Below are 10,937 nucleotides of genomic sequence, written 5' to 3' on the forward strand. Positions count from 1 at the left end.
CAAGCCGCTTAAAAAGTGAAGCGACTGAGGCGAAATCAACCAAATCAGTTGAAAAAGAAACGACGCTAGGCCAAGTAGCCGATAGTAACGGTCAAACCAGTAGGGCATTCGCCGGCCCCGCAGAGGTCTACCCAACTCAATCGCCAGCAAAGCTACAAGGGCTAAGGAAACAAAGCTAGTAACTCTACGAAAAGGAAATGGCAGCGCAATCGCCACCATTTCCAACAGGGAAAGAAAAAATAGTCGGCGATAAAAGCGATGATGTAGCTTCACCACTAGACCAGCCAACTAACTAACTAAAGGCCAGGGCTGCTCTGCATAATCCCACCATCGGCAAAGATAGAGGTGGCAGTGATATAGCTCGCAGCATCACTGGCCAAAAATGCCACAACCTTGGCTATTTCCTCAGGCTGGGCCATCCGGCCCATGGGAATGGCGGAGTTGAGCTTGGCCAACAACTCAGGATCATTCATGGTCGAATCGTTGATCGGGGTGGCAACGGCACCGGGCCCCACATTGACGATGGTGACTCCCTTGGAAGCCAACTCCACCCCTGCGGTGCGAGTGAGCATGCGCACGCCACCCTTGGCTACGCAGTAGGGGGTGTTATTGGGCATCGGCCAATCCTCATGCACTGATGAGATATTGATGATTCGCCCACCGCTGCCCTGGGCAATCATTTGCTTTGCCGCGTACTGGGTAGCGAAAAATACACCCCGCAGGTTGACGTTCAAAACCTTGTCGAAATCATCGGGGGTGGTGTCGAGAATGGAAGTCCGGGTTTCGATACCAGCGTTATTAACCATCACATCAAGCCGGCCAAATTTTGCAACCGTCGAATCGATCAGGCGTTGTAGATCGTCGAGCTTGCCAACATCAGCCTGCACACCAAAACTGCATCCGCCATATTCACCAATTTCCCGCTCGATCGCCTCGGTAGCTTCAGGGTGGGAGCGGTAGTCGATAACAACCTTTGCACCGAGCTGCGCTAAGCACTCAACAATGGATTTTCCGATACCGCTGTTGCCACCGGTAACGATGGCCACCTTGCCCTGAAGGAAATTTGAGAGGCTCTGCTGAGCGTAGGGGTTAGTTGTGGTCACTGGGAAAGAGTGTAAGAAAAGACTAACTTTAAAATATTAGCAGAAAAACCAAGAAAGTATTGAAGAGAGAGCCACGAACTGAGTAAAAACCAAAGGAGTGGCCCATCGAAAAGGAATGTCAGAGGATAAAAACATTAGGACACAATTAGCATCACATTTAGTGACAAAAGCCAGGCCCGCAAGCAAGTCGCCCTAAAACAAGGAGAGTAAGGAGCTATCGGTTGAGTTATCAAATGCGGAAATTCCTAGCTTGGGGTGACATGCCAAAAGGAAGCTCTAGTACCGCCCAAAAAGCAATAGCGGGAATTGCCACTCTTGGGATAACCCTAATCACAGGGTGCCAAAAGAGTACATGGAATCCACCCACGGGTTCAGCATGCCTGCCGGGAAATCCTCAGGCGAAGCAGTGCCGGGACGTATCAATAATCAACAATCCTGTCTATCCAGAATCGCAATCACCACAGCTGACCGTTATCTCTTTGGATCCAGAATTTGAAGAGATAGTTGGTCGTACACCCAATCTGGTTCCCCTTGCAACTGGATTCGGTTTTCTAGAGGGGCCAGTTTTCCTTAAGGAGAAAAATGGTAACGGTGGCATTCTATTCGTAACAGATCAGATACACAACAGCATCTATTCTTTGAAATGGAAGGGGTTAATTAATGGGCAAATAACCAAAGATTCATGGGAGGAACCAAGACTGTTCAGAAATCCATCCGGCGTTGCCGATGGACAAACCCCTGATTTACAGGGGAATCTACTTACGGCAGAAACGACAGGCAGGCGTATATCGATCACACGGTCTATATCAGCAAACCTTAAAAATCCAAACCCCCAGGCTCCAACCCTGGTGGGTAGCTATCAAGGGAAACGTCTGAATTCACCAAATGATCTTGTGGTCAAAACTGATGGAACTGTCTGGTTTACTGATCCCAGTTACGGGTCCCTGCAATTTCCACCCCAACCAGCTGAGCTGCCAAACAACGTCTATCGCTATGACCCAAAAAACAAACAACTAAAGGTGGTAGCCCCGGGCCTGGTGATGCCTAATGGAATCGCCTTTGGACCTGGGGAAAGAACGCTTTACATCATCGATAGTGGGGCAATTCAGGGGCCACGTACCTACTACCCCTATCTGCCACACAGCATCTATCTCTACGACGTATTAGCTGATGGCAAGACCCTAGCCAACAAGCGCCTGTTTGCCAATGTGGCTCCTGGATTCCCCGATGGAATGCGCCTCGATGAAAAGGGGAACGTATATGTAGGCACATTGGAGGGAATCCATGTGATAAATCCGCAGGGCAAATTAATCGGCAAATTCTTGATGGCAAAGCAAACAGCTAATCTGAGCTTCGGAGGGGCGGATAACAACGTGCTGTTTATTGGATCCAGCAACACCCTGTGGGCAGTAAAACTTAACGTCAAAGGGCAGACACCGATACAAACAAGGCCAGAGCAATAAGCAAAAGGCATGTTATCAACCCACAAAAAAGAAGTTGTACCTATATCGGGAAAGCGTAAAAATAGAAAAGCGGAAGCCGAAAAGAATTTGATCAGCGACTCAACGAAACAGATGACAAAAGGGACCAGGTACTGGAAAATGAAAGTGATTAAAAGAACGCTGCCAGCAGGCCAGCAGTCACCCCCAAAAGGAGGAGCTCCCTTGACCAAGGAAATAATATTGGCTAATATTAAAGTCCATTTGAACATTAATACGGTGGCTCATTGAGAAAAGATTAGCGAGGAACTAAGGCGATAGCGAAAAAATTGTACAACCAACAAGCAAGGTCCAAAAGTTACTACAGTCTAAAGAACAAAAAACCGTCATTGCCGGAAAAGATAACAGGCCATTAAAAAGAAAAAAAATGCCCCCACCAGCCTCGTCAAACATGCACACGTCGACTAAACATGAAATAAAATCAAGATCACGGAAAAAGGTATTAAATGTAACATTGAAACTCATCTATATATCCTGGGCTCCTCTCGCGATTGGAATTGCCTCCTTAAGCACTCCAAGCTTTGGAGGCGATAATTTAGACATAGAAACAATTAACAAAACAAACTTTGTAAAGCCAGCGGAAATGATAAAAATAACCGTTACAACTCCAAATTCGAGCAATCGAATTGAAGCCAATCATTTCCAGCCAGTAAACAAAACAAAAAAAAGTCTTACATTTTTTGATAACACTATTTTTATCAAGGCTCGACCGTTAAATGAAGCAGGGGAAAGTAACTCAGAGCTTCAGAGCTGGGGAAATACACTTAGACTGGGCCATCGCAGTCTTATAAATGAAGGGAAATCCTACATTGGATTCAATGCTGGATATGATAATACATTTAAAGACAGCTATTATTACCAACAACTAGGCATCGGATTTGAATTTATTCACCCAGGAATAACAGTATTAGCTACTGGGAACTACCCCATAGGAAAATCAAGCTACAAAAGCCCAGGGCAGGAGGTGGAGTCGACATTTAATCTTCAAGCCAGTGTACCTCTTTGGGACAGTAATTTTTCAATAACAACCAGAATATATTACATAGTTGAAAATCAAGGCGGAAGTGCTCCGGGAGGATTGGGTGAGCTGACATATTCATTCAACTCCAAATGCAGTCTTACTTATACTGTAAGTAACGACCGATTAAGCGGAACTGGGTATGTGCTACAGCTTAAATACTTATTTAACCCTCCAAATAAAAACGAAATACCCTCAGGAATGCCATACGGAACAGCATTACCATTCAGCCAAGCGCTAGGAAATACTGGTAGTCGTATAATTAGATTAAGTGGATCAGTGCCAGCGTATGGTAATTAAAAACAAAAAAATTGAATTTTAAATTATAAGAGAACTAATAAAAAGTATGGCGAAACTTATTCGAGAGCATGAAACTCCATTAGCTCAAAATAATTACCAAATGGATCTGGTATGAAGAAACGGTCTCTGTCTGCCAGCTTTACTTGATCTTCAATCTTGAAACCCGCAGCCTCTAGCCTAGTCCTTAACTTTAACAAACCAGATACCTCTAAGCAAATGTGTCTACCGACAGGGACAGGTATATAATCATCGGAAAAGGAAAGATGAATCATCATGTCCAGAAATCTAAACCAAAGCAAATCGAACTGGCCCGCAATTTCCTTGGGAAGGGGGATTTCCTCCATATCTAAGACTCCAATATAAAAATCTCTTGCCTCTTGGTGCCCACCAGGTTGAGCCATCAATGCCAAGTGATTAAGGCGTGTAATACGCTTGTGAAGCCGGGAGCCAAGAGTCACAACAAAAAAGCAAGCTAGATAAAGTTACTCACAATAAGAACTAAAAGCAGAAAAAGACAGTATTTCTTTACGTTTGGCGCAAGAGGGGTAGCGGCAATAAATAAAAATAAGTAAACATAAAGGCAATAGCCAGGATGTTTAAAGTAAAGCTACTACAATTTAGGAATCAACAGGGAAAACATCTCTAGGCCAACTTTTTGGAGGATTTACTTCGAGTATAACATAGAAAAGCTCCTACAAAGCTCAGTATAATTAAGGTTTGGAAAAGGAACGATTGCACTCTTAAGTAATTCATTGATGAAACATCCCCAGACAGAACGTTATGCAGAATTGCGGCTCCGTACGCGGTGCCAAATGCTGAACCAATAAAACTAACTGACCATATAACACCTGAAGCAGTTCCTGTTCGATTTAGTGGGACTGCATCAAGGGAGGCACTATTATTTGGTGATACAAAAAGTCCGGAGGCAGAACCAAGCAAAAACATTGCAATTATAGTTTTAAAAATCATTGGAGATACATGTACTGACGAATGGGTAGATCCACCAATGGAATTAAGCCATATTAAAGATACTCCACCTGAAATAAAGCCGAGCGTAGTCAGCCAACGGGGTCCGTAGCGATCACTCAAACGCCCGGAGATTGGACCGACAATGGCCAAACCGAGAGCGTAAGGAAGCATAATCAAACCGCTTTGAAATGCGGTGAATTTAAGGACAGTTTGTGTGAAAAATGGAATTGCAAATGTACAGGAAGCCACAATGGCATTATTGAGAAGACGTGTTAAAGCTCCCCTTGAAAACTCAATAATTTTAAATAATTTAACATCTAGTAGGGGACTTTTGTTTCTAAGCTCTACAAAAACAAATAGAAATAAGCTTATAATACCTAGTATAAGTAACGACAGCAGAGGATAGGAAAATGATTTAGCTGATGTAAGCATCACAACAGCAGCCATAGTTCCACCTATTCCGATGGCTGAGAAAATAAATCCTTGAATATCAAAAGAAAAATTATGACTGTTATTATTAGCTTGAGCCTGAAGTAGACTTTCGTCTAGAATGAAAAGACCCAAGCAAATTGCTAAAAGACCCGTAGGGACATTTAGGTAAAAGATTGACCGCCAGCCAAAAGAATGTATTAACTGTCCTCCCAATGTAAATCCAAGTGCATAGCCAATTGAGTAGACTGTGCCGTTAATTCCTAGAGCAAGGCCATGCTGCTTCAAGGGGAAAACAGCTAACGAGATAACGTTACTATTAGCAAGTAGCGCTGCGCCCCCGAAACCTTGAATAGCACGCATGAATATAAGTACATATATATTAGGGGCTAAACCGCAAAGTGCTGATGCAACAGTAAATAATGCGAAACCTGAAACAAAAACAGATCTTCTACCGAAGATATCTGAAAATCTGCCAGCCGCAGGAAGCGCAAGAGCTACAGCAATAAAAAAAATAGAGATTACCCATTCGGATGTAGTGACATTAACTTCAAAAGACTTGGTTATGTCAGGAAGGGCAAGGTTGGTAATGGTAGAATCTACTCCTACAAGGAGAATACTTAATTGAACTACCGCAAGGGCCCACCACTTATAAATGTCGTTAGACAATAAATAATGAATCCACTTGTTCCGCCTTTGCAAAAGAGTTGACAAAATTCCATTGAAAAACTAACACTGCCAATTTAACACATCTAAAGCGACTCCATGACCTCGACAATGTGTCCGTCTGGATCTCGCAACACAAGGCCCCTCCTAAAATCAGAGATTGCGTCGATTTCCTGAATTCCATTGGATACCCATTGAACGCCGTTATCAAAAGCTTTTTGAGCGACTTCATTTAGGTTGCAAACGACAACTCTAAAATACCAATTGACTCCAGTAATATTATTATTTTTTCTTCCATCTGCTGGTTCGACGTAATGTAAAAATTCTAGCCCAATACCATCGTCAACACCAAAAGAAAGGATTTCGACCTTAGAATTAACAAGTCCATCAAGGCTTGACTGTTCAACTCCATAATTTGTTCCACTTCCAAGAAAATTCATGCCAATTATTTTTTCATAAAATAACCTACTACTTTCTACATTCCCAACAGAAATAGCCGTATGGTCAATGCCAAGAAACAGTTTGTCTTTAGATTGCCACTCTGGTTTTCCTTTTCCAGGTGGAAACTGAATCAACTCGATAGAATGATGTTCTGGTGTCTTAAATTTAAAAGCTTTAATACCTGATGCCTTAACATTCCATGATGGGAGGGTTTGAGGTGAAGTAGAAGTGAATATTACATGGTCTCGGATACGATTAAATGCATCATCAATATTGCTAGTCACAATAGCGAAGTGGCGAAACCACAGATCATTTCCATTAGTATCAACAGGTAAACGAAATGAGTTTATGTCAGAACTGGACCTGATTTCTAACAACTCTCGCCCTAGCTTCAGAGTATTTACATGGACCGAACTATTTGGATAACCCCAGAATTGAGAGCATGATAAATTGGGAATGTTAGTGCAACCTTGCGATTCAAAGTCAAATATTTCTTCAAAAAAATTAACCATTGAGTTGGTATCTGCTACAGTCATTCCTATACAGTGCGAACGGATAGCCATGATATGATTACAAAAAATTGATTAGAGCAAAATTTAAAAAATTCGAGCTTAAAAGAATATTAAGCAGGACTTCATTAAGAGCTTAGTGCAGACATCAAAAATCGGTACCCTATTCTAAATAAATCTTAAAAGAAAATACAGTTCAGCTTAATACTTATGTAGGTGACACTAGACAGCCAACTCAGCATGATTTGAAGAAAATAGAAAAAATATACAGTTTCATTGAAAATATGGCAACCGTTGTCCAAACTATCATCTGCTTAGGGACATATCTGCTCACAAAAAACTGCCCATTGCAGGTTTAGATTCAATACATTGTTGATGTCTTCGGTGGTCTTGTCGAGGATCCAGGAACGGGTATCGATCCCTTCATTGTAAACGATAAGATCGGGATTGCCTAGTTCTAAACAGCCGAATCGATTAAGCGCCGAAAGTCATCCTGCTCGGACACGTCAGCATGAACCCGTGACTAGTCCGCCATAGGAGCCGATCTCACTCTAAAACGCCTCAGTACCCATGGGATGGGAGCGGCAGTCGATCAATACCTGGCAACAATGCCCTATGTCATCTATATGGGCGGGCGAGTTGAATCATAGATTGTGCTAACAGCCATTTAGTGTTGCCTCAATAGATTTGGATCTTTGGCGTCTGCGTCCAGCTCTGGTTAAAACCGGCTACAGCGCGAGCGGCGCCGGCAGCTGCTGGAGGCAGCCCGCAGCCACTACCAGTCGCTCAGCTACCAGGAGAAGGGCGCCCTGGTGGATAAATTGGTCTAACTGAGCGAATATCACCGCAAATCTGTGCTGCGATTGCAGCGCCATGGGCACCTTGAGATTGAGCCGACACTCAAGGCGTTGCTGCTACAGGTGAGCCCGGCTGGTTCGAGATGGATCTGGTGGCCCACTGCGGTGGGCGCATGGAGGGCCCGTTCCTGTGGACGCTGGTGCTTTCCGATGTGGCCAGTGGTTGGAGCGATGGGTCCCACTGCACAGCCGTGATGGCCTACTGGTGCGCTCAGCGCTCCTGGAGCTGCGCAAGCTGATACCGATGCCACTTCGTGGCATCGATGTGGACAACGACACTGCCTTGATGAATGGGGAGTTTGAGCGCTAGTGCGCTGAGGAGCGCAAGCCAGTCAAAATGACTCGATCACGGGCCTACAAATCCAATGACCAGGCCTGGGTGGAACAGAAGAACGGCATGCTGGTTCGCCGGGTGGTGGCTCACCGGCGGCTGGAAGGAGCTCAGCAATTGGAGCGGCTCTGCCAGCTCTATGCCGCTCTGCGCCTGTTCACCAACATCTATCAGCCATCGGCTAAGCGGATCCCATTTGAGGAGGGCGACATCCGGGAAGGCCGGCGCCCGCGCCGCCGCCATGACGAACCGCTAACCCCACCTGATCGGTTGCTGCGCTGGAGCGGCATGGGTCGCAAGGGCCGTCAACGCATCGAGGCGCTGCAGCACCAATGCGATCCGGTGGTCCTGCTGGAGACGATTCGCCACAACCAGGCGGCCCTGGTGATCGGGGAGCGCGAGCCAGGCCATAGAAGAGAATCCTAAGCAAGCTTGACACAACTACTCTGAGCCAAATTCAGTCCGCAATACTTGGATTGACCTAGGAACAAGGCTGCAAGAGTTTTGAGCCGCTGGAGCGAAGGCATCCCACCCAAGACAATCATTCGGACTCGGCAAGGAGGTGTCGATCCAGGATCGCCAGGGACCATAGGCGGCCCCTGGCTCTGGCACAGCGAATGTCAATGGCTGCCACCAGGCGTTAACCATGAGGTGCAAGCGAAAACGGCCTCTAACACTGGTAGAAGTTAGGGCAAAGGATCGGGACTCATCACCCCAATCTGGTTGGTTAAGGGCCACACCGTGCCAAACCAACTGGCGATGCTCAAGAAGCTGGCCTAGGGTAAAGTTGTCGTGATCGATCACCAAATCACGGCGCATCCGATAGGCATTCAGCCCTGAGACAAGATGGCGGAGATCAGCTTCGGTATCAAGCAAACTCCAATCCATCCAACTAAGCAAATTGTCCTGGCAATAAGCATTATTGTTTCCCTGCTGTGTACGTCCAATCTCATCACCCATGCCAATCATGGGTGTTCCTGATGACAAAAGGAGAAGGGTAAGGAAATTACGTCGTTGACGCAAGCGCAGCTGTAAAACATCAGGATCTTCAGTAGGACCTTCAATGCCACAATTCCAACTGGCATTATCATCACTACCATCTCGATTAGTTTCACCATTAGCAATATTGTGCTTACCATTATAGGCAACTAAATCAGCCAAAGTGAAGCCATCATGACAGCTGATAAAATTCACACTGGCTTCATCGGCCCGATTTTCATAGCCATATATATCAGGGCTCCCAATCAAACGCTGGGTGACCTTCCGCACCATACCCGCATCACCCTTAAGGAAATGACGGACATCATCCCTGAAACGGCCGTTCCACTCCTGCCAATTATCAGCAACAAATTTCCCTACCTGGTATAAGCCTGCCGCATCCCAAGCCTCAGCAATCAGCTTAGTTCCCGCTAAAACAGGATCCGTATCAATGTCCCAAAGGATAGGGGGTAAAGCAGAGGGCGCCCCAGTTTCGTCCCTAGAGAGGACAGATGCGAGGTCGAATCTAAAACCATCAACATGCATATGTTCAACCCAATAACGTAAACTGTGACGAATCAAGCGCCGAACTATCGGATTATTCGCATTAAGTGTATTAAAACAGCCAGTGTAATCTGCATACCCTGCTCCATCATCCTTTAACAGGTAATAATCAGAATTGGCAAGACCCCTATAGCAAAATGTTGGGCCATCAGCATCGGCCTCAGCCGTATGATTAAAGACCACATCTAAAATCACCTCAATGCCAGCGTGGTGTAGGGCTTTTACAAGGTCCCGGAACTCATTAAGGGGCGCCATCGGGCCCGCAGCACTGGAGTAGCCATGGTGGGGAACAAAAAATGAAATGGACTGATAACCCCAGTAATTCGCCAGGCCACCAGGGGCATCAAAGGGGTCAAACTGAAAGACCGGCAGCAATTCAACGGCCGTAACCCCCAGATCCTGAAGATATGGAATTTTCTCAATTAACCCTAAATAGGTACCAGCATTTGGAGCCTCAACACCAGAACTAGGATCTGCAGTAAAACCCTTAACATGGAGTTCATAAATAACACTATCCCGGCTGGGGCGTCGCAGCGGTTGGTCCCCTTCCCAATCGTAGGCAGCAGGGTCTACTACCACACTTTTCATCGAGCGCTCAACAGGCTGCTCGGGGGTACGCCGATAATTTGCAGGCATAACCATGGCAAGGCCATAGGGATCAAGTAGCAAATTGTTTGTATCAAAGTGCAGACCACGATCTGGATCACAAGGACCATCTACCCGGTAGCCATAAACCTGGCCAGGCGAAATCCCAGCTACAAAGCAGTGCCAGTAGTGATAAGTGCAATAGGTCTCGCCCTCAAGCCGATAGACCTGGCTTGGCTCAACTGCATCGGCGCTGTCAAACAGACAAAGCTCAACGGCCGATGCATCCTTTGAGTAAATACTGAAGTTCACTCCGCCTGAGACAGGAGTGGCACCTAGGGGAGAACTGGAACCAGGGGCAAGGGAGGAAAACGCCATGACTATGGAATGGGAAAACAAAAAACCGGGCGTAGCTGAATCATGGCCGAAAAACAGATTTGGGAGTTAGAAGCAAATCAGGTCAAAGTTCCAGAAGGGAATATGACTGATGCTCACAAAACGTGGAGGCAGTCTCCTTTTGAAAGAACACCTCCCAATCACAGATCTAGCTATCAACCTATAGGGCTGAAGTTATATAGTTCTACAATCTAGCCAACAGATGATCCCCAACACGCAGGGCGTTGGCGATGGCGGTAAGGGATGGGTTGACCGCGCCAATTGTGGGCATGAAACTGGTATCTACAACGTA

Annotated in this window: 11 protein-coding genes and 1 pseudogene; 5 read left to right on the forward strand and 7 right to left on the reverse strand. The window is 45.8% G+C overall.

Going from position 1 to position 10,937, the window contains the following annotated elements:
• Nucleotides 1-276 (reverse strand): annotated as a pseudogene (locus tag KBY58_RS11580) (hypothetical protein); the annotation flags it as partial.
• Between the two features lie 20 nt (nt 277-296).
• The gene (locus KBY58_RS11585) at nt 297-1,103 is read right to left on the reverse strand and encodes an SDR family NAD(P)-dependent oxidoreductase (protein ID WP_255004480.1); all 807 of its coding nucleotides are present in this window, start codon (nt 1,101-1,103) and stop codon (nt 297-299) included.
• Nucleotides 1,104-1,336: 233 nt separating this feature from the next.
• On the opposite strand from KBY58_RS11585, the gene KBY58_RS11590 reads away from it, so the two are divergent.
• From KBY58_RS11590 to KBY58_RS11600, 3 genes are all read left to right on the forward strand, one after another.
• Nucleotides 1,337-2,566 carry an SMP-30/gluconolactonase/LRE family protein gene (locus KBY58_RS11590; protein ID WP_255004481.1) on the forward strand — a complete coding sequence of 410 codons (1,230 nt, stop codon included), beginning with the start codon at nt 1,337-1,339 and terminating at the stop codon, nt 2,564-2,566.
• 9 nt (nt 2,567-2,575) lie between these two features.
• The gene (locus KBY58_RS11595; protein ID WP_255004483.1) at nt 2,576-2,833 is read left to right on the forward strand and encodes a hypothetical protein; all 258 of its coding nucleotides are present in this window, start codon (nt 2,576-2,578) and stop codon (nt 2,831-2,833) included.
• A gap of 223 nt (nt 2,834-3,056) precedes the next feature.
• Nucleotides 3,057-3,920 carry a hypothetical protein gene (locus KBY58_RS11600; RefSeq protein ID WP_255004484.1) on the forward strand — a complete coding sequence of 288 codons (864 nt, stop codon included), beginning with the start codon at nt 3,057-3,059 and terminating at the stop codon, nt 3,918-3,920.
• Between the two features lie 56 nt (nt 3,921-3,976).
• Here the strand turns inward: KBY58_RS11600 and KBY58_RS11605 are convergent, their stop codons facing one another.
• The 3 genes from KBY58_RS11605 to KBY58_RS11615 all read right to left on the reverse strand — a co-directional run bounded on the left by KBY58_RS11605 (nt 3,977) and on the right by KBY58_RS11615 (nt 6,988).
• Nucleotides 3,977-4,321, reverse strand: coding sequence for a hypothetical protein (locus tag KBY58_RS11605; protein WP_255004486.1), 345 nt, complete (start codon nt 4,319-4,321; stop codon nt 3,977-3,979).
• A gap of 241 nt (nt 4,322-4,562) precedes the next feature.
• A complete protein-coding gene (locus KBY58_RS11610) occupies nt 4,563-5,987 on the reverse strand; it encodes an MFS transporter (RefSeq protein ID WP_255004488.1) in 1,425 nt (474 codons plus the stop codon).
• A gap of 83 nt (nt 5,988-6,070) precedes the next feature.
• Nucleotides 6,071-6,988, reverse strand: coding sequence for a VOC family protein (locus KBY58_RS11615; protein WP_255004489.1), 918 nt, complete (start codon nt 6,986-6,988; stop codon nt 6,071-6,073).
• A gap of 966 nt (nt 6,989-7,954) precedes the next feature.
• Between KBY58_RS11615 and KBY58_RS11620 the strand changes: the two genes are divergently transcribed.
• Nucleotides 7,955-8,101 carry a hypothetical protein gene (locus KBY58_RS11620; RefSeq protein WP_255004490.1) on the forward strand — a complete coding sequence of 49 codons (147 nt, stop codon included), beginning with the start codon at nt 7,955-7,957 and terminating at the stop codon, nt 8,099-8,101.
• 27 nt (nt 8,102-8,128) lie between these two features.
• Nucleotides 8,129-8,548 (forward strand): hypothetical protein, encoded by a 420-nt coding sequence (locus tag KBY58_RS11625; RefSeq protein ID WP_255004491.1) that lies wholly within the window; start codon nt 8,129-8,131, stop codon nt 8,546-8,548.
• A gap of 15 nt (nt 8,549-8,563) precedes the next feature.
• On the opposite strand, the gene glgX is transcribed toward KBY58_RS11625, so the two are convergent.
• Both glgX and KBY58_RS11635 read right to left on the reverse strand, forming a co-directional pair.
• Complete coding sequence (gene glgX, locus KBY58_RS11630; RefSeq protein WP_255004492.1) at nt 8,564-10,627, reverse strand: glycogen debranching protein GlgX; 2,064 nt, start codon at nt 10,625-10,627, stop codon at nt 8,564-8,566.
• A 202-nt stretch (nt 10,628-10,829) separates the two neighbouring features.
• The coding region (locus tag KBY58_RS11635; RefSeq protein ID WP_255004493.1) for a GMC oxidoreductase at nt 10,830-10,937 on the reverse strand (108 nt) is incomplete at its 5' end.

The organism is Cyanobium sp. HWJ4-Hawea, assembly GCF_024345815.1.
In the GTDB taxonomy this organism is placed as follows: domain Bacteria; phylum Cyanobacteriota; class Cyanobacteriia; order PCC-6307; family Cyanobiaceae; genus Cyanobium_A.

What these genes read in the sequence shown, in the direction of transcription:
- KBY58_RS11590 (WP_255004481.1), top strand. Translation starts at nt 1,337, where the DNA reads ATGCGGAAATTCCTAGCTTGGGGTGACATGCCAAAAGGAAGCTCTAGT.
- KBY58_RS11595 (WP_255004483.1), top strand. Translation starts at nt 2,576, where the DNA reads ATGTTATCAACCCACAAAAAAGAAGTTGTACCTATATCGGGAAAGCGT.
- KBY58_RS11605 (WP_255004486.1), bottom strand. Translation starts at nt 4,321, where the DNA reads ATGGCTCAACCTGGTGGGCACCAAGAGGCAAGAGATTTTTATATTGGA.
- KBY58_RS11615 (WP_255004489.1), bottom strand. Translation starts at nt 6,988, where the DNA reads ATGGCTATCCGTTCGCACTGTATAGGAATGACTGTAGCAGATACCAAC.
- KBY58_RS11625 (WP_255004491.1), top strand. Translation starts at nt 8,129, where the DNA reads ATGACTCGATCACGGGCCTACAAATCCAATGACCAGGCCTGGGTGGAA.
- glgX (WP_255004492.1), bottom strand. Translation starts at nt 10,627, where the DNA reads ATGGCGTTTTCCTCCCTTGCCCCTGGTTCCAGTTCTCCCCTAGGTGCC.